The 25091-nt window shown below is 47.8% G+C and carries 21 protein-coding genes; 7 read left to right on the top strand and 14 right to left on the bottom strand.

Annotated elements, in window-relative coordinates; all coding sequences use genetic code 11:
- On the bottom strand, positions 1 to 864 hold the full coding sequence (locus tag M2404_RS10970; protein WP_259239769.1) for a glucosaminidase domain-containing protein: 864 nt from the start codon (positions 862 to 864) through the stop codon (positions 1 to 3).
- Positions 865 to 1108: 244 nt separating this feature from the next.
- On the opposite strand from M2404_RS10970, the gene M2404_RS10965 reads away from it, so the two are divergent.
- On the top strand, positions 1109 to 2323 hold the full coding sequence (locus tag M2404_RS10965) for a pyridoxal phosphate-dependent aminotransferase (RefSeq protein WP_259239768.1): 1215 nt from the start codon (positions 1109 to 1111) through the stop codon (positions 2321 to 2323).
- Positions 2324 to 2375: 52 nt separating this feature from the next.
- On the opposite strand, the gene M2404_RS10960 is transcribed toward M2404_RS10965, so the two are convergent.
- Positions 2376 to 2939 carry a lipid-binding SYLF domain-containing protein gene (locus M2404_RS10960; protein ID WP_259239767.1) on the bottom strand — a complete coding sequence of 188 codons (564 nt, stop codon included), beginning with the start codon at positions 2937 to 2939 and terminating at the stop codon, positions 2376 to 2378.
- Positions 2940 to 3243: 304 nt separating this feature from the next.
- On the opposite strand from M2404_RS10960, the gene M2404_RS10955 reads away from it, so the two are divergent.
- A complete protein-coding gene (locus M2404_RS10955; protein ID WP_259239766.1) occupies positions 3244 to 4641 on the top strand; it encodes an alanine/glycine:cation symporter family protein in 1398 nt (465 codons plus the stop codon).
- On the opposite strand, the gene M2404_RS10950 is transcribed toward M2404_RS10955, so the two are convergent.
- Positions 4638 to 4937: a YebG family protein gene (locus M2404_RS10950; RefSeq protein WP_310503085.1), complete on the bottom strand. Its 300-nt coding sequence runs from the start codon at positions 4935 to 4937 to the stop codon at positions 4638 to 4640. The genes M2404_RS10955 and M2404_RS10950 overlap by 4 nt on opposite strands.
- A 187-nt stretch (positions 4938 to 5124) precedes the next feature.
- Here M2404_RS10950 and M2404_RS10945 point away from each other — a divergent pair, with 187 nt between their 5' ends.
- The 5 genes from M2404_RS10945 (at position 5125) to M2404_RS10925 (ending at position 9786) form a co-directional block, all read left to right on the top strand.
- On the top strand, positions 5125 to 6411 hold the full coding sequence (locus M2404_RS10945; protein ID WP_259239765.1) for an anti-phage deoxyguanosine triphosphatase: 1287 nt from the start codon (positions 5125 to 5127) through the stop codon (positions 6409 to 6411).
- A gap of 26 nt (positions 6412 to 6437) precedes the next feature.
- Positions 6438 to 7481 carry a patatin-like phospholipase family protein gene (locus tag M2404_RS10940; protein ID WP_259239764.1) on the top strand — a complete coding sequence of 348 codons (1044 nt, stop codon included), beginning with the start codon at positions 6438 to 6440 and terminating at the stop codon, positions 7479 to 7481.
- Between the two features lie 120 nt (positions 7482 to 7601).
- Positions 7602 to 8213: a hypothetical protein gene (locus M2404_RS10935; RefSeq protein ID WP_259239763.1), complete on the top strand. Its 612-nt coding sequence runs from the start codon at positions 7602 to 7604 to the stop codon at positions 8211 to 8213.
- Between the two features lies 1 nt (position 8214).
- Positions 8215 to 9312, top strand: coding sequence for a rhomboid family intramembrane serine protease (locus M2404_RS10930; RefSeq protein ID WP_259239762.1), 1098 nt, complete (start codon positions 8215 to 8217; stop codon positions 9310 to 9312).
- Positions 9313 to 9393: 81 nt separating this feature from the next.
- Positions 9394 to 9786, top strand: coding sequence for an MAPEG family protein (locus M2404_RS10925; protein ID WP_259239761.1), 393 nt, complete (start codon positions 9394 to 9396; stop codon positions 9784 to 9786).
- A 30-nt stretch (positions 9787 to 9816) separates the two neighbouring features.
- On the opposite strand, the gene M2404_RS10920 is transcribed toward M2404_RS10925, so the two are convergent.
- From M2404_RS10920 to tssE, 11 genes are all read right to left on the bottom strand, one after another.
- Entirely contained in the window at positions 9817 to 10137 is a 321-nt protein-coding gene (locus tag M2404_RS10920; RefSeq protein WP_259239760.1) for a hypothetical protein, read from the bottom strand.
- Positions 10137 to 14093 carry an RHS repeat-associated core domain-containing protein gene (locus M2404_RS10915; RefSeq protein WP_259239759.1) on the bottom strand — a complete coding sequence of 1319 codons (3957 nt, stop codon included), beginning with the start codon at positions 14091 to 14093 and terminating at the stop codon, positions 10137 to 10139. Before M2404_RS10915 ends, M2404_RS10920 begins: the two co-directional genes overlap by 1 nt.
- Before the next feature lie 5 nt (positions 14094 to 14098).
- A complete protein-coding gene (locus M2404_RS10910; RefSeq protein ID WP_259239758.1) occupies positions 14099 to 15037 on the bottom strand; it encodes a hypothetical protein in 939 nt (312 codons plus the stop codon).
- A gap of 20 nt (positions 15038 to 15057) precedes the next feature.
- On the bottom strand, positions 15058 to 16125 hold the full coding sequence (locus M2404_RS10905) for a hypothetical protein (protein ID WP_259239757.1): 1068 nt from the start codon (positions 16123 to 16125) through the stop codon (positions 15058 to 15060).
- Positions 16126 to 16130: 5 nt separating this feature from the next.
- Positions 16131 to 16424, bottom strand: a complete 294-nt coding sequence (locus M2404_RS10900) for a PAAR domain-containing protein (RefSeq protein ID WP_259239756.1) — start codon at positions 16422 to 16424, stop codon at positions 16131 to 16133.
- Positions 16425 to 16465: 41 nt separating this feature from the next.
- Positions 16466 to 18280, bottom strand: coding sequence for a type VI secretion system tip protein TssI/VgrG (gene tssI / locus M2404_RS10895; RefSeq protein ID WP_259239755.1), 1815 nt, complete (start codon positions 18278 to 18280; stop codon positions 16466 to 16468).
- Between the two features lie 89 nt (positions 18281 to 18369).
- Positions 18370 to 18849 carry an Hcp family type VI secretion system effector gene (locus M2404_RS10890; protein ID WP_068232097.1) on the bottom strand — a complete coding sequence of 160 codons (480 nt, stop codon included), beginning with the start codon at positions 18847 to 18849 and terminating at the stop codon, positions 18370 to 18372.
- A gap of 295 nt (positions 18850 to 19144) precedes the next feature.
- Entirely contained in the window at positions 19145 to 21742 is a 2598-nt protein-coding gene (tssH, locus tag M2404_RS10885; protein ID WP_259239754.1) for a type VI secretion system ATPase TssH, read from the bottom strand.
- A gap of 20 nt (positions 21743 to 21762) precedes the next feature.
- Positions 21763 to 22767: a type VI secretion system baseplate subunit TssG gene (gene tssG, locus M2404_RS10880; RefSeq protein ID WP_259239753.1), complete on the bottom strand. Its 1005-nt coding sequence runs from the start codon at positions 22765 to 22767 to the stop codon at positions 21763 to 21765.
- On the bottom strand, positions 22764 to 24596 hold the full coding sequence (gene tssF / locus M2404_RS10875; RefSeq protein WP_259239752.1) for a type VI secretion system baseplate subunit TssF: 1833 nt from the start codon (positions 24594 to 24596) through the stop codon (positions 22764 to 22766). The genes tssG and tssF overlap by 4 nt, the downstream gene beginning before the upstream one ends.
- Positions 24593 to 25084 carry a type VI secretion system baseplate subunit TssE gene (tssE, locus tag M2404_RS10870; RefSeq protein WP_215397489.1) on the bottom strand — a complete coding sequence of 164 codons (492 nt, stop codon included), beginning with the start codon at positions 25082 to 25084 and terminating at the stop codon, positions 24593 to 24595. The genes tssF and tssE overlap by 4 nt, the downstream gene beginning before the upstream one ends.
- Between the last annotated feature and the right edge of the window lie 7 nt (positions 25085 to 25091).

The raw sequence follows: 25091 nt of genomic DNA, 5'->3' as shown, positions 1-25091 counted from the left end.
TTATTCTTCCAATAGGTTGCGGTTAAACCGGATCATGCCGCTGATTTCGGCGATATATTCGTCTCCACGTTCAGAATATGCGCCAAGGCCGGCAGCCAGAGTTTCACCGCGTACCGGCTTGCTTTCCTTACGCAAGCGGGCACGAATAGAGCGCAATGGCTCATAGGTATGAAAAGCATTTAAATTGTAAAAATAGCTGTTAATACTCGCTGCCGGGCTGTCAAATCTGGCCACTTCATGGGTTTGCCCTTCTAACCGCGATTGTGGGATAAGGCCACAACCTTCGCGGAAACACCACTGGCCAAAAAAGTTGTACCCCTCGACAGCAAAACGGCTGGTACCCCACGCCGATTCATTTGCAGCCTGCATTAATACCAGGCTCTCGGGGATCACATCTACCCGCCGTAGTAATTCCTCAAGCATATTTTCGTCTGTTTCTGTAACCTCCATGCGAAACTCGTCATACAGGCTGTACAAAAAAGCATACTCTTCTACAGACATGCGCAGGTGTTTTTGCTTTTTATCCTGAATTTCCAGCAATTGCTGACGCAACGAACGCAAACGGGCGTTTTCACGCTTAACATAGGGGCGTAAATAGTTAAAGAAACTGCGTTTTTTCTCGGAAATATCAGTAATTTGGTTAAAATCCGGCAAAGCTTTAAAGGCAGGTAACGGTTGGGTGTACGCCAGACGCTCCAGAACTTTGTCCTGATCAGCCCGGTTTAACGCCGTAATACGGCTGGGCTTTTGCCACTCTTCCAGTGAATCCAGTTGCTTTACCGGCTCAAGCTCAGTAAACGGGCTCATAACGGCAATAAAAACCAGCAGCCAGAAAGCTGAAATAATGATTTTTTTCAATAACATCTATCACCTGTAAGTTACTCTGCCTGCATAGCACCTTTGCTATGTCAGTAACCGGTTTGCTACGACAAGACGGCGACATTTTACCTGTACAACCAACTTTATACGACGAAAAACTTAATTGGCTTAGTTTTTTTCTGCAAAGCCCGCTGTAACCATTGCAAAGTAACGATAGTTATGTGAAAACAGTGTGCCACAGCAATTTAGCTGTCTGGACGGATAAAACGGAGACATTAAGGTCGTTGTTATGAAACCCATTGAGCGCTCATCAAAGTTAGACGGAGTCTGTTACGACATCCGCGGCCCCATCGCACAGGAAGCCAAACGCATGGAAGAGGAAGGCCACCGCATCCTCAAACTTAACATAGGTAACCCCGCGCCTTTTGGTTTTGAAGCACCTGACGAAATTCTCAAGCATGTTATTCATAACCTGCCCACCGCACAGGGCTATTCAGACTCGCAGGGGATCTACCCTGCCCGGGTTGCAGTAGCGCAGTATTATCAGCAGCGCGGCATTCTCGGGGCTGACGCCGATGATGTTTATATCGGCAATGGTGTATCTGAGCTGATTTTAATGTCGCTGCAGGCCTTACTAAATAACGGTGATGAGGTGCTGGTGCCTTCGCCCGATTATCCACTGTGGACAGCCGCAGTTAACCTGGCCGGAGGCAAAGCACTGCATTATCGCTGTGACGAGCAGCAGGACTGGTACCCAGATCTGGCCGATATTAAAGAAAAGATCAGCAAAAAAACCAAAGCCATTGTGCTAATCAACCCGAACAACCCAACTGGTGCAGTGTACGATAAAGCCTTTTTACTGGAGCTGCTGAAAATAGCCCGTGAGCACCGGCTGGTGGTACTTAGCGACGAAATATACGATAAAGTGCTGTACGATGGCACTGAGCATGTCAGCACAGCATCGCTGGCCGACGACTTAATTATGCTGACGTTTGGCGGCTTATCTAAAAATTACCGTATTGCCGGTTTTCGTGTGGGCTGGTTATTTATCTCAGGTGCCAAACATTTAGCCCGCTATTATATTGAGGGTTTAAACATTCTGGCTTCAATGCGGCTATGTGCCAATGTGCCCTGCCAGCATGCGGTGCAAACTGCCCTGGGCGGCCATCAGAGTATTAACGGGCTGGTGGTGCCAGGTGGCCGCTTGTATGAACAGATGGATCTGGCGCATAAGCTGGTAACACAAATTGACGGTATCAGCTGCGTACGGCCCAAAGGCGCAATGTATTTGTTTCCGAAAATTGATCGCAAAAAGTTTCGTATTAAAGATGATGAGCTATTTGTGCTAGATTTTTTACGTCAGCATAAAGTGTTGCTGGTGCATGGCAGAGCCTTTAACTGGCCGGAACCGGACCATTTCCGCATTGTGTTTTTACCGCATAAAGAACAACTTGAAACCGCCATTAACAAACTGGCGCAGTTTTTACCGGGCTACAGCCAGTAACATAAACAAAGGCAGCGCACGCTGCCTTTGTTTGCTGCATTCCTACTGCTGGTTAGTTTAAGTCTTTATCAACCCAGAACTTAGTGCCTTTTAATGTTGCCTGCAAGGCCAAACCTGCTTCGGTAAACTGATAAATAGTCACATCATCGACACTTGCTTCAGCGCCTACCGCACCACCTTTATCACCGGCTTTTGCTGCTGCATCAGCCTGGGCACCAAAAGCCCAGCCCTGATCGATAAAGCGTTGCATCGCCTCGGCGGTATGAAACACCATTACCAGACGAAAATCTTTAACGCCGGCACCTAAACCCAGCCCAACTTCACCCATTTTCATGTAAGTGTCGGCACCACTGCGATTATCCCGCACTACACCATAACCGCCGCCAAAGCTGGCCAGAATCACATTAACATTGGCATTACTGAATGTGGCATAACCCGGTGCACTTTGTAATTCAGCTCTGGCACTGGCTTTTTGCCGGTACAGTTCGCTAAGCACGTCACTGCGCATCTGGGTTATGGCATTTTTCTGCTCAGTTGCGCTGGCATTTACGCCACCGGCGCAGCCTTGTAACATAAGTACTGAGCTTAATACTGCTGCTGTAAGATATTTCCACATAGCTTGCTCCTGTCAGAAGTTCAGACTGAGTGTAGCCTGTAATGCTGAAGTTTCACTTAACGGCTTTACTCCTTAACCATTCTAGGTTTCTGCGCTGAGTCAAACTCAACGGTAGTATGGTTCGGGCTATACGGCGTCAGCAATTGGGCAATACATTGCTTATAGTGCAACTGTTCGGCCCATTGGTAAACTCTGCATGCATTGTCAGTAAGTGCTGCGAGTTTTAGATAAACGCTTGTTTATGCAGCGATAACACAGTAATCTTGCAACAATAATTAGCCGTCCATACCGCTGAAGTTAATAAATGAATAGCGATTTTTCCTTCCAACAGGCATTTGAAGCCCTGACGACCCAGATAGCTGCCATCGTATTTTATGCCTTTGATATCAATGGTGTCAGTATTCCTATGGTGTTGATCTGGCTGATAAGCGGCGCTTTGGTATTTACCTGTTACCTTGGCTTTATTAACGTGCGCGGTTTTGGCCATGCGTTGAGTTTACTGAAAAATAATAAACGCACTGATGCCAATGGTGAGATTACCCCCTTCCAGGCGCTCAGCACTGCGCTTTCCGGCACTGTTGGTACCGGCAATATTGCTGGCGTGGCTGTCGCTATCAGCCTTGGTGGCCCGGGCGCAACGTTTTGGATGATAGTCGCAGGCTTGCTTGGTATGTCGACCAAGTTTGTTGAATGTACGCTGGCAGTAAAGTACCGGCAACTCAATGCTGACGGCAGCGTATCAGGCGGGCCAATGTATTACATTAAAGCCGCGCTGGATAAATTTAACCTACCGTTACTGGGTAGCATACTGGCAGTAGCATTTTCAATATTTGTGATCTTTGGCTCAGCTGGTTTTGTACACGTAAATCAGGGGTTTGTGCAGGTAAAAACCGTAACCGGCTTCGATAATGCCTGGCTGTTCGGCGCCATTTATGCCTTTTTAGTTGGCGCCGTAATTATTGGCGGGTTAAAAAGTATTGCCCGTGTTACCAGCAAACTGGTGCCCCTGATGTGCAGCATTTATCTGCTGGCATCACTGTTGGTTATGCTTACCCATGCCAGCACTATTCCATCAGCCTTATGGCTGATAGTACAAGGGGCCTTTACACCTGAAGCCGGTTACGGCGGCTTTATTGGTGTGCTGATCCAGGGTTTTCGCCGTGCGGCTTACTCGAATGAAGCCGGTATTGGCTCTTCCCCTATCGCCCATGCTGCAGCTCAAACAAAAGAGCCGGTAAGCCAGGGGTTTGTTGGTTTACTGGAACCCTTTATTGATACAGTGGTTATTTGCACCATTACAGCACTGGTGATTATTCTTACCGGTGCTTATCAAACACCGGGGCTGGATGGTGTGCAAATTACCTCTGGAGCCTTTGCCTCGGTATTTAACTGGTTTCCCTGGGTATTAATGGTTGCATTGTTGCTGTTTGGTTTTTCGACCGTTATCAGTTGGTCTTACTATGGCATGACCGGCTGGCGTTATCTGGTTGGCCAGAATAAACACCTGACACAACTTTATAAAGTACTGTTTTGCCTGATTGTATCTATAGGTGCTGTACCGGATATGATGGCGGTGTTTAATTTTATAGATTCTATGATTTTTTTAATGGCCGTACCCAATATACTGGCACTGTACTTGCTGCTACCCGAAGTAAAGGCCGATCTTAAAGCTTATTGGCAAAAGCAACTGCAGGCCCGTTAAGCGGCCTGCTCTACTGCAGCAATTTTAGCTTTGGTGGTTTTTTCGTTTTTATCAGCTTTAGGCGCAGGCTTTTTTGCGCCAAGTGCAACCAGTAAGTCGTCTTTCTGTTGTGCCATATACAGTGCCAGCGCTTCGGCCTGCTGTTCATCAGTAACTAAGCTGCTACCAGCTAAAAAGCGGGCCAGCTCGTCAGCAGTATCCAGCATTTTGTCATAGGCGTCAGCTTCTGCTTTAGACGTAAAAGTCATTTTTTCTGCTCCGTTACGTTCTACTACATACTTAATAATTACAGCCATAGCATTTCTCCCCAATTAAATAACTGTTATTTTATACAGTATAAATTTTTAGTTGTCGAATGCTTTTTGCAGATAAATCCGCCAATGTTAAGGTAGCCAGGCTCGAAGTTTACTCACAGTTGGCGTACTATAGCGCAGTACACCATGGTGCTTTATAGTTTAGCTGTTTGAATTAACAAGGAATACTATGCCTCACCCTCTTTGGTCTGAGCGTCGCTCCGGCATTAGCAACAGCAGGCCAGGCGATCAGCGTACCCCCTGGCAACGTGACCGGGCCCGTATTCTGCACTCAGCAGCATTTCGCCGCCTGCAGTCAAAAACCCAAATACTGGGTATTGGCCAAAACGATTTCTACCGCACCCGTCTGACGCATTCATTGGAAGCAGCGCAAATTGGTACCGGCCTGGTCAGCCAGCTGCGCAGTAAAGTGGATGCGGCGCAATTAGCTTTTTTACCTGACGACAGCCTGATGGAAGCCTTGTGTCTGGCACATGATATTGGCCACCCGCCTTTTGGCCATGGCGGCGAAACCGCCCTGAATTATAAAATGCTGCATGCCGGTGGCTTTGAAGGCAACGGCCAGACTTTACGGATAGTAGCCAAGCTGGAACCTTATACGTTGCACCACGGAATGGATTTATCGCGCCGCACCCTGCTGGGGCTATTAAAGTACCCGGTATTACAACCCGATTTACGTGATGAAATTATCGCTGCCACTAACCCGCTTAACTTAACACCTTGGAAACCGGCTAAAGCTATTTTTGCTGCTGATGCCGATATTCTGGCCTGGATCCTGGCACCGTTAAGCGAAGCTGACCGCAGTTTGTTTCAAAGCACCGACACGCTGGATAAATCACCCTACCTGAAATCACGCTATAAATCGTTGGATGCGTCTATTATGGAGCTGGCTGACGATATCGCCTATGGCGTACATGACTTAGAAGATGCCATAGTGCTGGGTAATATCAGCCAAACCCAATGGCAGCAACATACTCAGACGCACTGGGATGCGTTACCCGGCGACTTACAGCAACTGATGCAACAGATCAGTGCTGCGCTGTTTAGTCATCAGCATCACCTGCGCAAAGATGCGATAGGCTCATTGGTAAATTTGCTGATAAGCTCTGTAACGTTATATGAAGCCTTACCACAGGCGCAAGAACCACTTATCCGCTACAACGCAGCGCTGGACACTGCCCCACAGGCGATTTTGCATTGTTTAAAACAGGTGGTATACCGCTGCGTAATCTCAAAACCAGAGATTCAGCAATCCCGTTTTCGCTGTCAGAATATGCTGATGGCCCTGTTTGATGCGTTTAGCTCTGATCCGTCACGGTTATTGCCAGCCAATACCCAGCAACGCTGGACCGATGCCCCCGGCGAGCTGAAAATCCGGGTGATATGCGATTATATCTCCGGTATGACTGATGACTACGCCGAGCATATGTACCGCCGGTTATATGCTACCGTTTAGCCACTCAGTAACAGGTAGCACCCGTTTTGAATAAAAAAGCACTACGCATACTGGCCGGGCCAACAGCATTTAACCATATTCAGCAGCATGGCCTGCAACAGGCTGATTTTAGCGTGATGGTAGGAGCCAGCGGCGGCCCCAAGTGGTTTAGCCTGTTCGGTTTGGATCAGTACCTGTTTGGTGAATTTTTCGCCGGGCGCAGCACTCCCCTGCATATTTTAGGCAGCTCAGCCGGCGCATGGCGCTTTGCCTGCTTTGCTCAGGCAGATCCGGTGGCAGCCTCACAGCGTTTTTGCCACGCATATTGCCATATTACTTACCCCAAAAAGGCTGATACCCGGCTGATAACCGACATTTCGGCGCGTATTATTGATGATGTTTTTCCAACTGAGCAGCATTTGCAGCAGGTTATAGATAACCCCCTGATTAAGCTTAACCTGGTTGTGGCTAAAGCCCGCCGGTTATCAGCAGCACGTAGTAAACTGTTGCAAGCCGGCGGTTTAACATTGGCCGCTGGTGCCAACCTGCTTAACCGCAAACATTTGCAATATTTCTTCCAGCGTGTTCTATTTCATGCGCCAGGCGAGCCCTCACCGTTTCATTATGCGGGCCTGTTACCCACCCAACATACTGAACTCAGTACCGCTAACTTGCGCCAGGCCGTACTGGCAAGTGGCTCTATTCCGTTGGTATTAAACCCGGTGGAGGATATTGCCGGTGCTGGCGTTGGCCGTTATTACGACGGCGGCGTCACCGACTACCATTTTGACCTGCCCTTTACCGATAATGGCCTGGTGTTATATCCACACTTTTACCCAAGCCTTACCCCGGGTTGGTTTGATAAAGCGCTAAAATGGCGTAAAGCTAACCCGGCTTATTTACATAATGTGGTATTGCTTTGCCCGTCTGATAGCTGGGTAAAATCATTGCCCTTTGGCAAAATACCTGATCGTAAAGACTTTAAACTGCCCGACGACATCAGGATCCCTTACTGGCAGCAGGTTATTGAGCGTTCGCATGAGCTGGCTAATGCCTTAAAGCAGCATGACTTTAGCCTTGAACCACTTTAGATTTCGTATCCGAACAAAAAATAAGCAGTTAAACGTACCTGATAACCAACCAGTTGTAATAGCACCACGCTTTCAGGTTACACTTATGTCACCTTTTATTCACCACAACAAGGACATGTTATGCCCGCCCGCGATCCACTAACCAATACCGTACATATCAATGAAACCACACAGCATCAGAAGCCCAAAAAAGCTATACCGCTGCAGCAAGGTGAAATATCAAATCTGAGTTTCTGGATAAGCCAGATTTCGATGATTATCGCTACTGTGCTGGGTGTTTATCTGGCAGCCCAACAAGGTTTGCAGCAAGCTGTAGTATTTGAACAAATTCAGAGTGATAAAAGTAACTATTATTTACGTCAGTCGCTACAGCATGAGCTGAGCGACAACCTGTTGCTGATAGAAAAATACACCGAACAGATTAAAAACATTAGTGTGCATGCGGTAAAGCGTTACGACTTAGTGTTGGATACCTTCGTCTGGGAAAGCATGAAGTTCTCCCCGGCCACGTTGGAAACCCCTTCAGCGCTTTTAAGTGAAAGCCGCAAATTTCACCGCGAAGTTAATGACATCCACGGCAAAATTCAAACCAGCTTTTACAGCGCTCATTATGGCACCAAGCTATTGCTGGAGCAGGTTGAGCATATGAGGGCCATAGTGTTGCCGATGTTTGAAGCTGACACTAACCAACTAAAACAAGCATTGGCACAGCAGGATGTTGAGGTAGATTAATATGCTAAAAACGCAACTATACTGCCCGTGCTGTCGGGAGCAAAGCCTGCAAACCATAGAGCTGCATGGCCAACAGGTTGACCGTTGCCAGCGTTGTAACGGCCTTTGGTTTGACGATAAAGAATTAAGCGATGCTATAGCACACAGCAGTGAATTGACTGATCCATACTGTATAAAACAAAGCTTTGGTGAAAAACTAGAGCAACATCAGTACCATTGTCATCGTTGCAACCAGAGTATGCAACAATTTCACCTGCTAAAAAACTATCAGGTTACGGTAGATAAATGTGGCAACTGCAAAGGCATTTGGGTTGACGGAGATGAAGCCGAGCAAGTACTGGCAGCACCTAAATTACAGGCAGCATTGGCTCAGCTAAATCAAAAGGTGTGTACCAAAAGCTGGTTGTTTCAGTTTTTTACCCAAATGCCAAAAGAGTACAATATAAAACCGCACCGCACACCCGTGATGACATGGGCGCTGCTGGCACTGAATATTCTCATTTTTGTGATGTATGGTTTTAACGATACCAGCACAGAATGGGTATTTGTGCATTTCGCTCTGGATTCGATCCCGATACTGGAAGGCCAGCAATGGTGGACCCTGCTCAGCTACCAATTTTTACATGGCGGCTTAATACATCTGGCTGGTAATATGTATTTTCTGTGGATTATCGGCGATAACCTGGAAGATGTATTGGGACCGTGGAAGTTTCTTGGCGTTTATTTACTTTGTGGTGTCGTTGCCGCACTAGTAGAAATGCTGATGTGCTATCTGGCAGATCGCGACTTATTAATGGTAGGTGCCAGTGGTGCCGTTGCCGGTCTTTTCGGTATGTACTTACTGTGGTTCCGCCACGCCAGCCTAACATTTATGTTTATTGTCTGGCAGAAAAAGCTTAATCCGGTCTGGTACTTTACTATCTGGGCTGCTCTAAATATTTTGGGGTTGTTATCCGAAGATTTAAGTGTGGCATACTGGGCACATTTAGGCGGCCTGGCGGCAGGTATAGTTGTGGGTGTTGTGCTAAAAGAAAAAGTACTGGCACAAAACCCAATATTGCAACTGCTGCAACGGCCTGAAGCCAGAATACTGCGCTAACTAAAATAAGTAAGGCAGCCAAACCGGCTGCCTTTTATTAATCTATTTTCTGTCTGCACTGCGTCAACCAAGGGGTTAGTTATGCTCGACTCATTATTGCTTAGCTTGTTTATTACCATGTTACTACCCTATCTGGCTAAAGCTCCGCTGGCTTTTGCTATGCAAAAATCCGGTGGTTACGACAATCACAACCCAAGAGCACAGCAAGCAGCATTAAAAGGTTTTGGCCAGCGCGCCAACGCCGCGCATTACAATAGCTTTGAGGCCCTGCTCATTTATGCCGCAGCCATTATTATAGTAGTTGCCACCGGCACCGCCGATAACACCACCGTAACGCTGGGCTGGTTATTTGTTGCAAGCCGCCTAGGCTATTTAGTGTGCTACTGGCTTGACTATGCCACGCTAAGATCAACAGTATGGGTCCTCGGTATGATATTAGCGTTTAGCATCGCAGGACGGGCGGTATTGGTATAAGTAAGGGCAAAATCGGGGTTAACAGTTCTGCTATCGGGAGTAATAAGCGTTAACCACCTTGTTAGTTATTTTATCAACTTCCACCGTATAACCTTTTTTATCGGCGCTTCCCCTTTGGCCGCGTGGATGGTCAAACGGTTGGTAATAAACAACCCAAGTGTGTTCGCTAGTCATTAGTATGATGTTATAGCCAGTTACTTCAAAACCTTGCAATTTAAAATGAGCGTTGGCTACTTCCAATACTTCGCCCATGGGGGCTTTGATAGACAATACTTCAGTTGGCGCTTTAATCTCTGACAATGTGGAATTCTCCATAAGCATAAGTAGTGCAATAGACGATAAAATTTTCATTATTTTAACACCGAAACAGTTCCATCTTCCGGATTGAATACCTTAAATAACCCACTGGGTGTTCCTAAGTAACCCCGGTAGCCTGATATACCGCGAGCATCCGCACGGATCCCCGAGTAATCGCTCGCTGAAAAGTTATCACTGTTAAACTCATCACGTAAAGGATCACCTGTTCTGATTGCAGCTCCGCTAACTCTGTCTACCAATGAATAATCACCATGCGTATGGTAGTCACCAACCAGTGTTGCGCCCTCAGGTATAACTGCGTCATGCGGGTTGACTCCTTGATCAGACCCTTTTACGGGGCCGGAAAAACCGTAATTACCGCTTTCATCTCTGTATATTAACCCTCCGTATTCAAGATTATCAGTAATTGACAACGGATTAGCTAACTTCAAAGCAGCATTAGCAGCTTGGTCTTGGGTACTGAAGACATTTACAGCATTCTCTTTGCAACTCAACCCCAACGGATCAATCCAGTTGATATGGTTTGGCGCGTACTGGTAGTGGTTAATACCACCGAGCAACCCTATTGGATCCTGGCTGATAAAGCGGCCGGTTTCTGGGTCGTAGTATCTAAAGTGATTATAGTGTAGCCCACTTTCGCTATCAAAATACTGGCCCTGAAAACGGAGCGGGTTGTCGATGTTGTTAACTGTTACCGTGGCTTTACCAAACACACTGTAATGCGCCTGCCAGACGATATTGTTTTCGCTGTCAGTCAGGCTAAGCGGTGTGCCTAGTTGATCCAACTGGTAAAAATACACCCGGCCCTGTTTTACTAACGCCAGAGGTTTATTGCTGTTTGGCTCAAAAATATACCAGCTAAATTCACCCTGGCAGTATTCACCAATCAGAGTGTTGCCTTCCCAGAGATAATCGGTACGACCATCACTGGTTATCTTAGCACTGCGCCGGCCAAAGGCATCATACTCGTAACGTGTTACCGAGTTAGTGCTATTAAGCGCCGTTAACTGGTTAAAGCCGTTAAATTCGCGCTGCTGGCGGCACCCTAACCCGGTAGCGGTTAGCTGATTACCACTGTCATCATACTGATATTGCTTATCGTGATAACGTAATAAACGGTCGTGTTTAACCTCAACGCTTTCGCCACTTGGGTTACCAAAGCTGTCCCACTGGTGTTGCTCGTTTTGATTTGCATCACTACTGTGCGTTTTGCTTACCAGTTGGTCCAGGTTGTTATACTGATATTCGGTATCGCCTCGCTGGTTATCGGTTACTTTTACCAACTGGTGCAAAGCACTGTAGCTATACTGGCGCTGCACTGCCTCGCTCCCCCGTGTACTTTGCCACTGCTGTGAGGTTAAACGGTTAAACGCATCAAATTGCTGGCTAAGCTGCAAACCACTGCTATATTCGCGTGCAGTTTCCCGCCCGGCAGTATCGAAACTGCGCCATAACATTGGTTGCTGGTTAAGCGCCAATTGTGCTAACTGGCCATGTTCGTTATAGCGATAATCCAGTACCGTGCCATCGGGTAATAATGTGCTCTGGCGCAGGCCTGCATTGTTATACTGGTGCACTGTACGCCAGTCGTCTTGCCAATGTTCACTTAACTGGCCGTTGGCATGATAGGCAAAGCGCAGTTTACGCTGCGCATTACTGGCGCGCAGTGGCCTGCCCAGTTTGTCATAATGAAAATGATTACTGCTTAACTGCTGACCATGCAGCGCGGTTTGCTCAATAATACGGCCACGGTTGTCACGTTTTACTCTTAGCTGGCGTTTATTGCCATCTTGCAGTGCGCTAACCTTGCCGCAAATATCGTACTGATATTGTTGCACCCGGCCATCAAAACCCTGCAGTTTTACCGGCCGTTCCTGGCTGTCGTAATCCAGTTGATAACGTGCGCCGTCGCTGCGCATTATTGCCGTTAAGTTGCGCTCTTTATCATATTCGTACAATAAAGCACTGCCGTCAGGCAATACTTGCTTCGCAGGCTGGCTTAAACCTTCGTACAGCCACTGTGTTTGCTGATTAGCTGCATTGTGCTTGCTTATTAACCGCCCTGCAGCGTCATAGCTGAACTGCTCAGTAACGGCCAGCTCGGGCTGTTGCTCCGGGTACTGGCACTTACTGATTATTTTGCCTGCGTCATTACGCTGATACTCGGTAACTAAAGCCGCGGCATCTACCATGCCATTTAACCGGCCAAGCTTGTCGTAACTGAAGCGGCTTAGTGCATCACCTTGTTTAAGCGCCAGCAACTGGCCTTCATCATTCCATAAAAATTGTTCAAGCCGACCGTCAGCATGTTGTAACTGCACCAGTTGGCCATCCTGATTGTACTGATACCGGCTGATGCTGCCATCCGGGCGGGTTTCGGCCCTTAGCAAACCACCTGCGGTGTAATCACGTAACCAGCTACGCCCCTCAGCATCGGTATACCCGCAGCGATGACCCAGTTCATTATATTGAAAGTGGCTGATAGCACCGTCAGGCTGTTCAACGGTGATCAGTTGCCCCTGTTCATTAAAGCCGTAGCGGGTAACGCCACCATCAGGCGCGGTTTCTGCATCTTTTTTACCTAAGCTGTTCCAGCTGTACAACCAGGTGACGCCATCCGGTGCCACTTTTTTAATCAACTGGTTACGCTCGTTATGAAAATACTGCCAGCGCTGGCCACGGCTGTCTGTACTGGTAGTCAGCCGCTGGCTGTCATCGTACTCAAAGCGGTAATCGTAATAACCGTCATCACCCCAGTTGCGACTGCAACGTGCTGACGGGCCTTCACCCTGCCAGCTGAAATAATGTTTAAAACCACTGGCACGCTGGCGCACAGCCAGCAAATGGTTTTTGTAGGCATAATGTTCGGTTTGGCCGGCCTGCTCCGTTGCGCTGATTAAATCACGCTGCTCGTCATAATGATAACGGGCCATTACAACACCAAGCGGTTTAAGCCCTTCGTTTGTCTGCTCTACGGCCTCAATATGGCTTAACTGGCCGGCAGCATTGTAGTAAAGTTCAATACCGCGCTTGCGGGTGTAATCAATCCGGCTTAAGCGGTTAAACCGGTCATAATACAGCTGTAAATAATTGCCCAGGCTGTCAAATACCTGATGCAGCGCCCAGCGTGCAGTTTTGTTGTTATCCAAGCGTACAGGTAAAAACACCCAATGGGTATTATCCGGCCGCAGCAACACCTGGCTGCCATTTTCTTCGTGGCGTAGCGACAGCCCTTCGCTTAGCTGATAACTGGTTTGCCCTGCAGCAACCGGGGTAAAAGGTAAGCGGCGGCCTTCATCATCATGCAGTACCAGTTGCACCTCACCCTGCTCATTTTCGGTGCTGACTATTTGCAGATGAAAGTTACTGCGCCAGCCAAAACCCAAACTGATATTCTCATGGCTCTGGCTGGAGCGGTAAGTACGTTTAAATACCAGTGGTAATGGGCCCGGCAGCTCAAAATCCTGCAGTTCAAGAATTTCCTCTCCGGTACACATTGATACCGGATCGCCACAAAGCGCCACATTTGCCATGTTCGGCATATTTATGCCACTGGCATTACTGCCACTTTGGTTATTTACTGCACTTTTCGTATCTGAGGCCACTTTATTGCTGGCACCGCCAGGGTTAGCAGCCTTTGCTTCTTTACGTGGCGCCGGTGCAGCAGAGGTTCCGGCAATATCAGGTTTTGTCTCTGGCAGAGCAAAAATGAATAACTTCCCGTTTTGTATTGCTTCGGCCAGCGCCCGATACAAATTATCTTTGTTACTAAGTATCCGTAAATTCGCGGCCGCGCCGGTAATCCACTGATACACCTGCGTAATACCGCTACCAGAGGTGGCAGAATCAGGAAATTCCTTTTGCAAAAAGGTGGCTGCATCTGCAACGCTGGCAAAACTCTGTTTTGCGCCCTTTGCTGACGTTTTAGCCGTGCTAAACAGCCACATTGTACCGTAGCGGCTTTTAAGTTCGGTTGATTGTATAGCCATGTTAGTTACACATCCTTGTCATCCAATCCCGCTTCTGCAAAGGCAAATACCGCAACAGCCCTGAATAATTGTGCCGACAACTCACATTGTGCTGCCTGGCCGGTAATACGGCCCTGTTCATAGGCTTGCACCACATGCCACAACCGGTATAAACCGCCACAAGCGCCTAACTCACCAGTAGCATAAGAGGGAAACATCAGCCAGGTTTCGCTATCAACCACACCATGCAAGTGCTGATACTGCTCCAGCCATTGTTCTGTTACCTGCAAGTCGCCGCTGTCAGGAAAATACAACTGCTTAAGTGGCGTTTTCAGCTTTGCAGCCAGTTGCAAAAACAACGCTGCCATTGCACTTTTCGCTGTTGTTGCAGGCTGGGCGTCGGTGGCACTGAATTGCAGCGTTACTCCGCTTTGGCAACCGGCTAAACACAATGCAATAGCACCTTCTGACGGCACCCCACGGCGCTCACCTTTGGCGTATGCATCAAGCACCGACGTCTGGGCCATTGAATCTGCGGCTACCAGCCATACCGGCCCGTTGCCTTGTATTGAAATATGCTGCTGTGCGGCATTAAGTGCCATTAATACCCCGGCGCTACCATGCGAAAATACCCGGCAAGAATCTGATTGTAACAACCCCGGAAAGCGGCGCATGAGTTGTTGTAGCAAAGTGTTAAGTGTGCTGCTATCCGGTTCGGTGTATTCCGGCAAAATCAGATACACGGTTTGATTATTTAACGTGCCATCAAGCTGTTGTTGTAAGCTTGCCAGTAAATCCAGTAAACGCTCGCTAAACGGCTGTTCTGGTACAGGCGCAAACACAAAGGCCGCAGGTAATGTTTCACCATGCCAGTTCAGATAAGCCGGTTCAGGCGGCAACACCTGCAATGCGGCGGCGGCCAGCGTATCGGTGGCATAGCCCAGCACCATGGCGTACTGTTTCATACAAAAAGCTGTAGCTGCCATTACAAACCCGCCCCCAGTAACATATCAGTGGCAGGTAGTTTCGTCGCAGGGGTAGCAAGGCTGCGATAGCAGGCTGCTAACTGCCGTTGCTGCACATTACCAGTGCGCCAGACCGCACTAAGCTGTAAATCATTGATACTGGCACCAGCAAGCTGACGGGCACTGTGCGGTTGCAACTGAAACTGAGCCACTGCAGCCTGATCAGCCAGCAAGCTATCGCTTTCTATCACACCCAGCAGCATCGACAGTGCATCTGTTGCAACGTTGTTTAGCTCATGCTGTTGTGCCAGCTCGGCCAATAGCGGCACAAATTTTAACTGGCCGCTATAACCCATAGCAGCAATAGCATGCTTAAGTGTGGCGTGATTACCGGCCAGCTGATTAATAATTTTTGCCTGCACCGCATCAGAAGCGCCAGCAATTAATAACATTAAGGCTGGTGCAGTTAATTCTTGCTGCGCACTCAGTTGGCTTACCAGAGCATCTTCCTGTGTGCGCTGCCCTAATACATACTCAGCCAGCATACAATGCACAACTAAAGGATCATCTGTAGCCAGAGCAGTACGCATTGCAACCAGCTCAGCTAATAAGTTGTTTTGCGCGCTACACGCCAGATACCAGAGCGCAGCACAGGTCAGAGCGGTATCTGTTCTGAACGGATTTAATGTTAACCCGGCATAAGATGCCAGTTGCCAGCCAATATCACTGCCAGACAAAGCTTGCTGCTGTAACAGCGCTCTATCGCCGGGTGGTGCAAAGGGTGGTACAAAGTGCTGATGCCATTTTATCTGGCTTAGCAATAGCAAAGCTTGCTGTGGCTGCATAAAACAGGCGGTATCATTAGTATTAAGAGCAATAGCCGATACCGGAGCTTGCAGCCACTGCAGCCATTGCGGCAGTGCGTTAGCAGCAACAGCAGAGGTTGCAGATAGCAGTTTCAGACAGTCAAGCAGCTGATAGTCATGTGCCCGCAACTGCGCTACACCGGTGTAGCGGCTTTGCACCAGTTCTAAACGCTGATTAATCAGTAAATGTGCCTGCTCCAGCAGGTTTTCAGCCTGTAGCATAGCCGCTAACCGCCAATAAATACTGTAGGCACGCCTACGACAATTTTGCCGCCGTGTTCGGTATCGTCGCCCAGTCTGGCTGCGTTTTTACCATTGATAAAAACCGTGGCAGATCCACCACTAATAGTATCCGGCGGGCCGATACAGACCAGTTTATCGCCTTTACGTGCTGCCGGAATACCACCAATAGACACATTAGGTGAGCCTTGTATGACCGGCCCGCCAATATGCGGTTTAGGCCCCGGATCTACCTTAGGGCAAACATGCATGCAACCTATTACCGCTGCGGGTTTGGCCATTTTGTTTTATCCTGTCTGGCGAAGCAGAGCAATAACGCCGCTTAGTTAATACTGACTTTACTGCCTTTAATGGTGATATTAACGCCTTTGATATCAATAGAACCGTCGCTTTTCATTGAAATAGACGCCGCGCCGGTTTTAATGGTGATAGCATCACCGGCATCAATCAGCAGTTTTTTACCCACTTTAAGGCTATCGCTACCGTCAACAGTATTTTTACGGTCTTTATTTACTGTTTCAGTATCATTGCCTTTTACCGTGGTCAAACGATCATTGCCGACCATATCGGTTTGATTATTCTCTACCTGTAGCTCAAAATCCTTTTCTGCATGCAGGTATAACAGCTCTTCGCCTTTTTTATCTTCAAAGCGCAATTCGTTAAAGTTTGCCGCCCCGCCCCCTTTGCTGGAACGGGTTTTAATACCGCTTTGGGTTTTATCGTCCGGTAAGGCATAAGGCGGCATATGATCTGAGTTGTATACAGCACCAATAACGATAGGCTGATCCGGATCACCGTTTAGAAATTCAACTAATACTTCCTGATCACGGCGCGGGAAGAAAAAAGCGCCCCAGTTTTTACCCGCCCAATTCTGGCTGACACGAATGGGGCATGAGCTTTCATTGTCTTTAATGTCGCTGCGATCCCAGTGAAATTTCACCGTGATACGGCCAAGCTCGTCGACTGAAATCTCCTCTGCACCCTTACAGGTAACGGTAGCACTTTGTACACCGGTGATCACCGGCTTGTTTGCTGTCAGCCTTGGCCGGTAAGCTACGTCTTTTGGTACGCAATGAAAGCTATTACTTATTTGCTGTTTGGCCGACTTACTGGAACCGGTCTGGCTGGCAATTTCAGCAGTCAGAATCACTTCTGTCAGCACATACTGTTTACCAGCTTCAGCTTTATCTTCATGCTCAGATAACGTAAAGGTTTTGCCAATACTGAATGTGCGGCAGTTACTGCTGCCTTTACGCCGCTCGATATCACGCTGTAATGCTTCAAGACGAATGTCAGCGATGCTCTTCACCCGCAGATGAAAATCTGATTCAGCCTCATAACTAAACACTTCATAATTAGCATGGCCTGATACCAGTTGCCCTTTATTAGCTTCACCGGTGGGAAGTGCAGCTGGTTTTTTCAGATCATAACCACGCTGTACATATTTGCCAGGCGCCATTATCAACGCTTTTTGCCATTGATGGATATGCGGCTCAGATAAGCTGCCACTGTGAAATTTAACCTGAGCCTCAGCACAAGGTTCATAAGCCGTAGCCTTATCCGCTAAGATTAGTTTGTGGCTGCTTTGGGTGTGCTCAAAATAATAAAAAATACCTTCTTGCTGCAGTAAACGCTGAATAAAATCCCAGTCACTTTCTTCATACTGCACTTTAAAGTCGTAATCGGGGTAACTGCCCTGAATTTTTGCAGCAACATCCACTTTAATGCTGTGCTCACCCGCGATTTGCCCGACAATTTTCAGCACGTTTTTAGCTCTGAAAATACGGCTATTGACGCGATGTTGCATATACCAGGCACTGGCAACCAAATGCAGGCTGTAATCGCGGTATTCAGCCTCAGCGGCATCTTTGCTAACCCGGTTGCCAAGAGCAGCCACATCGGCAACCACGCCATGAATATAACGCTGTTTGTTACCGCCTAACTCCAATGTAATAGTAACTTCTTTACCGATCAGCTCATCTGGCTTAATCTCGCGGCCATTGCCATACACTTCAGCATTAACATCGAACAATTGCGACAATGCTTCATGGTATACAAACCGGGTTAAAATCAGTGCATCTTTGCCAAGCGGCGTATCAATTTTGATGCTGCTCTCGTCCTGGGTTGCCTGTTGCATCCATTCGCCTCAACTGGTTACTAATAAAGATGATCGGTAAAAAAGCAGGTAGAAAAGCTGGTGTGCTAAACCACACCAGCCAGGTTAGCTTACAGCTTAGAACCTTTAACGCCGCTGTAGCCGTATACCAACGGTGCAGTAACGTTGTTTTTGTCATCTGTCGGAGTAACAGTCATCATCAGCTCGGTGTAGCTGATAACGATAGTTTCAGTTGGACGATCACCAGATACTGACATCTGGTAGCTGCTGATCATTGCGTCAGTCAGTTCAATCTTCATGATTTCTTCCACTTTATCGCCTTGCTTGGTGATGTGGAATACCGCTTTCTGACCTTTACCAATAGTTGCTTCTTTGAACAGATCCGGAGAGGATTTGTCCTGTAGCTTAGTAATAACGATATCATTTAAACGGGTAGCGCTGGCTTCACGATCCATTGCAGTACCAGTAAATGAACTCAGTTCACGCTGTGTGCCCCAGTCCATAGATAACACAGTGATCATGTCCTTAAACTCTTCAGCGGTTGTTTCGCCTTTGATCGCGCCGTATTTCAGGTAGGTATTTGCTTGCATGCTATGCTCCTTTTGCATATTTAAACAGGTGTCCAACATTGGACATCAAGGTTAGCCTGGGTGACGAATCGCCCCGGACAAAAGTTAAAAACCACCACAAATCTTATATAACAAACACTCAATATGTATTTAGTGTTATTACAAAAGCACAAAAAAATCGCCAGTAAGTTTTTAAACTTTACAAATTATATCGCCAAATGAAATATTGACAACAACAAATTAACTATTTATCGCCGTAATTTTTAACTTTTCTTTGTTGCCAATAACTTAGATACCCACAACAGGTAGCAAAATATTAATTTACGGTGTAACTGAACACGTCATCTGCTACATTCAGCTCAATTACAGTAACCGGCTGTTGCTGTGCTACACGCTGTAAAATGCGTACTGACAGCTCAGGCAACAACTGATTCTGCAGAATATTATGGATAGTACGGGCCCCTGAACCTGCGTCCTGGCACTGGTTGACAATAAGCTCAATAACTTGCGGGCTATAACTAAACTGAGCGCGGTAATGTTGTTGCAGACGCTTTTCAATCCGTTTTAGCTGTAAGCCGGTAATCAAAGCTAACTTGTCTTTATCAAGCGGTAGATAGGGGATCAGGTTTAACCGGCCAAGAAAGGCGGGTTTAAATACTTTTAACAAATCATCTTTAAGTGCTTTGGTTAACCCCTCTGTCGAGGGCGCGGTATCGGGATCTTCAAACAAACGCATAGTTGTATCAGTACCGACATTCGACGTCATAATGATAATGGTATTTTTAAAATCGATATCCCGGCCTTCGCCATCTTTAATCGTGCCTTTATCAAACACCTGATAAAAGATGTCCTGCACCCCCGGGTGGGCTTTCTCCATTTCATCCAGCAGGATCACACTGTACGGTTTGCGCCGCACCGCTTCAGTTAACACACCACCTTCGCCGTAACCGACATAGCCTGGTGGAGATCCAAGCAATAACGACACCTTATGCTCTTCTTTAAACTCTGACATGTTAATTACAGTAAGCTGCTCTTCACTGCCGTAAACCTGCTCAGCCAGCGCCAGCGCGGTTTCTGTTTTACCTACCCCGCTTGGGCCGGTAAGCAGAAAAATACCGTTGGGTTTGTTTTCATCGGCCAACTGTGCCCGGGATGTCTGCACGGTGCGGGCGATAAGCTCAAGCGCATGGTCTTGCCCTACTACCCTTTGCTGTAAAAAGGTATTAAGCGCTAATACAGTATTAATCTCATCAGCCTGCATTTTACCCAGTGGAATACCCGTCCAGTCTGATACCACTTCAGCAATTAACTCTTCTGTTACCTGCCAGTGGACCATGGGATTAGTAATAGCCGCAAAATCGGCTTTTATTTGCAGTAAACGCTGTAATAGCGGCGAGTGCTCAGCTTGCGGCTCAGCAGTCAGTTGCTGCGCTAAGTCTCTTGCTTCAGCTACCAGCGTTTTTTGTTGTTGCCAGTTTTGCTGTAATTGTTCCAGTTGCTGTTGTGCCAGTTGCGATTTTTCTTCAAGCGCCTGTAGTGCTTCAGCATGATCAACTCCGAGGCATTGCTCGCGTTTTAATACCGTGATTTCCTGCTGCAGTTGTGCTGCTTTACGCTGCTGATCTTCTACCGGGCCAGGTATTGCGTCCTGGCTCATGGCAACGCGGGCACAGGCGGTATCAAGCAAACCTACGGCTTTGTCCGGTAACTGACGACCATTGATATAACGATGCGATAAGTTAACGGCAGCCTGTAAAGCTTGCTCAGTTATTGATACGCCATGATGCTGCTCCATTACCGGCAGCAAACCGCGCATCATAATGGCAGCCAGTGCCGGTGTTGGTTCTTCTACTTTAACCACCTGAAAACGTCTTGCCAGGGCTGCATCTTTTTCAAAGTACTTTTTATATTCAGCCCAGGTCGTGGCAGCAATAGTACGCAGCTCACCACGGGCTAGTGCCGGTTTTAACAGATTGGCAGCATCATTTTGCCCTGCCTGTCCGCCACTGCCTATCATCGTATGAGCTTCATCAATAAACAGAATAACCGGCGTAGCAGAACTGTTTACTTCTTTAATCACGTTTTTCAGCCGGTTTTCAAATTCACCTTTCATACCGGCACCGGCCTGCAGTAATGCCAGATCCAACACCCGTAAGCTGATATTTTTAAGTTTATCCGGCACTTCACCGGCAGCAATTTTAAGCGCTAAGCCCTCAACCACAGCAGTTTTACCTACACCGGCTTCACCGGTCAGGATCGGGTTATTTTGCCGACGCCGGGTTAAAATATCGATCATCTGGCGAATTTCATAATCACGCCCGACAATAGGGTCAATTTTACCGGCCCGGGCCTGGGCAGTAAGATCGGTAGTGAACTGATCCAATGACGGCGTTTTACCGCCAGTTGTTCTGGCAGAGGCCGCAACAGAATTTTGCTGCTCGCCGCTCTGTTTAGCCAGCTCCGGCCATAGCCGTAGCAGCTCAGCGGCATCCAGTTTATCCAGCACCGGAACACGACGGCTTAACAGTGCCGCCATGCTGTCGTCTTTAAGCAGGGTATAAATGATATAAGCCGAGCGGATTTGCTGATCGGCAAATTCAATAGTGGTGCTAAGCCAACTGGTACGTAACAGGTTAATCAGCTGTACTGAAATACTGGGTAAACCGTTATTACCGGTTTTCATCTGCTCCAGCGCCTGTTGCAATTGCTGTTTTACCGTATCGGTATTAATACCAAAACTGCGCAATAACAATGGCAGATCACCATCACCTTGCTCCAGCATCGCATCCAGCCAGTGCTCTATTTCAACACTATAATGCGAGCGGGACTGACAGCGTGCTGTTGCCGCCTCCAGTGATTGGCGGCTGGCAGAGTTAAGTTTTTCAACCAGACTTTTTAACGTGGTAGTAGACATAATTGCTTCCTGTGCATTAACTAGGCCCGGGCCAGCTGATAGCTAAGCCGGGTCATCTGATGTTGTATTGAAGTTCTGACCGCCAGACTGCCACTTTGGCCCAGGCAAAGCTGACGTTTGCCTAATTGCGCGGTAGGAAAATCCTGATGCCTGCCTACCAGCGTAACCCTTACTTTAAGCGCCGCCGGCAGAAAATCGGCTAGTACGCTGCTGATAAGCTGATGCTGATAACTGCCGGGTAACAGCTGATCACCACGCCCTGGCGGTGCCGTGATAATAAGTTCAATAGCGGAACTGACATCCCACGCCCGGCTGCCAAGCATTGCCGACTGACCAAGGCTGGCATGCTGGCCTTGTGGCAGAAATTTCATCGCCAGCCGGCTTTGCTCATCTTTACCTAAGCTAAGCCAGCGGCCCTTTAACGGTTCCAGCTCTACTTTAGTTTTTAACAACTCGGTCAGAATTTGTGTTAACTGCTGCGCACTGCGATTGTGCTGGCTAAAAGCCCCGGCATAATACAAACTAAGGGTTTTAAGCGCGCCAGACAAAGTTTTTAGTACCAGACTGAAACTGTCTTGCTCTGGCGGCGCAATTTCATACTGACAGGCAAAACGGTATTTTTCCCAGGCTCTGTAGTACAACGAAATAAGCCGGTGATTAAACAGATCAAAAAAGTCGCGCATGGTTTTATCGCGCTGCTTCAAACGCTGCAGTACCATTTCCGTATAGTGTTGGGGTAATACTCCACTGGGGCCGGTTAAGCCAAGAAAACTAACTTGCATAGCAACAGCCTGAACACCGCTGTGCAATTTTTCCGCGGTGCGCTGTTCAACCTTTATAATTGGCTGGCCGGGAAACCCTAAATGCTGCACGCTTTTAAAACGTATTAACTCCTGTTTGGGAAAACCATCGCGGCCAATCCCCTGCCAGCGCTTTTGCTCACTGCCAAACTGACGCTCCAAGGAATATACCGCCTGATAGAAATCAAACTCTGACGGATTACTGGTTAGCTGCTCCAGCTTCACAGTAGCACCTTAGAACCAGAACGCGCTGGCCAGCGATGATATAGCTGTTCATGTTCTTTCAGCTTTACGCTTAATCTGGTGTAGCTGTTGACAGTGGTGTACTGTGCAAAAAACACGTCCAGAATATTGGCAAAAAAGTAAATACCACTGCCGGCATAAGATGGCTGGGTAAACTCCAGCAAAATTTCACTGCCGCTGCATACCGCAACCCGGCCGTTATGGCTTACTCTGGCAGTACCGGTACTGATCTGCAGGCCACAAATACCATCGATAAGTGCTTTGGATTCCGGCGTGCAGCGAAAATCATATAACTGCAGAGTTTCTTTCAACCGGGTTAACGCGTCATCACCGGTAAAATGGTTCAGGGTTAAATGGTTCACCAGTTGCCAGCGGCTGGCTTCCTGAAGTGCCGGGCGCACACTGGGAGTAGGTGCATGTAAACACCGTACTTCTTTAATCACGTCAGCATGTTTACGGATCAAAAAACGTGGTTCGCCGCCACCAAAAGGTAAATAGGCCGGTAAATTACGGTTGCTGCACAACGCCTGCACCTGTACTACCCAGTCTTTGGGTGTGTCGGTAGCATTTACACCGTTAAATTTACGGTCTACCACCGACAAATACATTTCTGTACCGGTTTCGGAATAGCCTCCGGCCCAATCGGCAAATTCCCGTCTGCTGTGCCAGAACATATCCTGCTGTTGCAGGTAATCCGGATGACCCTGGCTGTAATAAGGGTTAAGTGTTACTTCGTTGCCAAAAGGGTCAAACGCCTGCACCTGCTCAATGCGGATCACTTCGCATACATCGGCATCAAGATAACGGGGCACCAAACGATATTCGTACTGCGAAGCATCCAGGTTTACCGGTTCCAGCTTCTGGCTGAATAAGTTTATTACCGGTGTACAGCTAAGCAGCATGCTGTCAGCAGTAATGTGCCGCTCCAGCTCTTCTGCGCCTTCGGAGAGATAAAAATACAACTCAAATTTATCGTCAATATCTGGCCAGGCTGGATCAAGCTGCTGCAACTCAACAAATAAAAACTTCTCCGGGCATAAAAACTGCTCTATCAGTAAACGATAACCGGCAAAACTCCGCTGGCTGTAAGGCACAACCTGGTGCTCATCGGCAAAGCCCACTGCCTGTAACTGAGCGGCAGATAAAAATTTTATGGCCTCTGGTTTACCGGCCGGCGCAATACCAACAGAGAGTAGTTTGCTTAACAGCAGTTCGTATAAGCGGTAAACATGATGGCGCTGACCGTTTAAATAAAAGCGTAATACCGGCACTTCCAGCTCGTGCATAGCGGTATTTTCAAATTCACATGCCAGTTGCAGCTTCAATAAAGCTTTAGCGCTTTGCTGTACCGGCGGCTTAGGTGCATGAAATGGCGTATTTTTAAATTCGGCAGCAACCACATTTAACGGCCAGACATCGGTGTCGTAGCAAGCCTGAAAAGTACAGGGTTTTAAACCATCGGTACGGGTTTCAAATTCAGTCCCCCGCTTTACGGTAATACCCGAGTTCGACAGGTTTTGGCTGGTGAGTTTTAATACTGAGGTTGAAGGTATCGGTGCCTGATAATCCGGATATAACTGGCCGAGCAACGCATCCGTCAGCTCCGGAAAACTGTCATCCAGCTTCTGGCGGATTTGTGCTGTTAACAGCGCAAAACCTTCTATCAGGCGGGATACGTGCGGGTCTTCAACATTCTCTTCGCTGATACGTAAACGGCCGGCAATTTTGGGGTATTGCTCAGCAAACTCAGCGCCCATGCGGCGGATAAAAGTCAGTTCACGATTGTAATACTTTAATAATTCATCATTCATGCCTGATAATCCCTGATTGTCAGCCCCAGATGTACCGGTTCTACTTCTGAATCAAACATAATGTGTTCCGGCTCAGGATCTGCATATAACAGCGCCTGAATACGCAGTTTAAGTACGCGCTCCATGCCGTGTTCCTGTTCTGGCACTGAGACTTCAACGTCAACAAAGCGTGGCTCAAACCGGCGAATGGTTTGCTCTACCGCACGGCACAACTGCAAACGGCCTTCATCTGAATCAACAACCATTACAGAAAAATCCGGCAGGCCATAATTCAGCAAGCTTTGCGGCAGCTCGGTATAACTGTCAGGCCAGGTATGCCACTGCACTCTGCTGTTGAGCAAATTCTCAAGATCGCGCCGTACACTCTGGCGCAAGGCTTTTAAATCAAAACCGCGCCTACTGCGGCCACTGTCTTTCTGCCCCGGCGTGTCGTCAATCAAACGATCGAGTAGTGATTGCTGCAACGGTTGCTTGTGGTGCACTTTCACCAGATTA

This window comes from Rheinheimera pacifica, assembly GCF_024809855.1.
GTDB classification, from domain to species: domain Bacteria; phylum Pseudomonadota; class Gammaproteobacteria; order Enterobacterales; family Alteromonadaceae; genus Alishewanella; species Alishewanella pacifica_A.
This window is presented reverse-complemented; position numbering and strand designations above follow the sequence as displayed.

Coding starts and splice junctions, on each gene's coding strand:
- M2404_RS10970 (WP_259239769.1), bottom strand. CDS start 864: ATGTTATTGAAAAAAATCATTATTTCAGCTTTCTGGCTGCTGGTTTTT.
- M2404_RS10965 (WP_259239768.1), top strand. CDS start 1,109: ATGAAACCCATTGAGCGCTCATCAAAGTTAGACGGAGTCTGTTACGAC.
- M2404_RS10960 (WP_259239767.1), bottom strand. CDS start 2,939: ATGTGGAAATATCTTACAGCAGCAGTATTAAGCTCAGTACTTATGTTA.
- M2404_RS10955 (WP_259239766.1), top strand. CDS start 3,244: ATGAATAGCGATTTTTCCTTCCAACAGGCATTTGAAGCCCTGACGACC.
- M2404_RS10950 (WP_310503085.1), bottom strand. CDS start 4,937: ATGGCTGTAATTATTAAGTATGTAGTAGAACGTAACGGAGCAGAAAAA.
- M2404_RS10945 (WP_259239765.1), top strand. CDS start 5,125: ATGCCTCACCCTCTTTGGTCTGAGCGTCGCTCCGGCATTAGCAACAGC.
- M2404_RS10935 (WP_259239763.1), top strand. CDS start 7,602: ATGCCCGCCCGCGATCCACTAACCAATACCGTACATATCAATGAAACC.
- M2404_RS10930 (WP_259239762.1), top strand. CDS start 8,215: ATGCTAAAAACGCAACTATACTGCCCGTGCTGTCGGGAGCAAAGCCTG.
- M2404_RS10925 (WP_259239761.1), top strand. CDS start 9,394: ATGCTCGACTCATTATTGCTTAGCTTGTTTATTACCATGTTACTACCC.
- M2404_RS10920 (WP_259239760.1), bottom strand. CDS start 10,137: ATGAAAATTTTATCGTCTATTGCACTACTTATGCTTATGGAGAATTCC.
- M2404_RS10915 (WP_259239759.1), bottom strand. CDS start 14,093: ATGGCTATACAATCAACCGAACTTAAAAGCCGCTACGGTACAATGTGG.
- M2404_RS10910 (WP_259239758.1), bottom strand. CDS start 15,037: ATGAAACAGTACGCCATGGTGCTGGGCTATGCCACCGATACGCTGGCC.
- M2404_RS10905 (WP_259239757.1), bottom strand. CDS start 16,125: ATGCTACAGGCTGAAAACCTGCTGGAGCAGGCACATTTACTGATTAAT.
- M2404_RS10900 (WP_259239756.1), bottom strand. CDS start 16,424: ATGGCCAAACCCGCAGCGGTAATAGGTTGCATGCATGTTTGCCCTAAG.
- tssI (WP_259239755.1), bottom strand. CDS start 18,280: ATGCAACAGGCAACCCAGGACGAGAGCAGCATCAAAATTGATACGCCG.
- M2404_RS10890 (WP_068232097.1), bottom strand. CDS start 18,849: ATGCAAGCAAATACCTACCTGAAATACGGCGCGATCAAAGGCGAAACA.
- tssH (WP_259239754.1), bottom strand. CDS start 21,742: ATGTCTACTACCACGTTAAAAAGTCTGGTTGAAAAACTTAACTCTGCC.
- tssF (WP_259239752.1), bottom strand. CDS start 24,596: ATGAATGATGAATTATTAAAGTATTACAATCGTGAACTGACTTTTATC.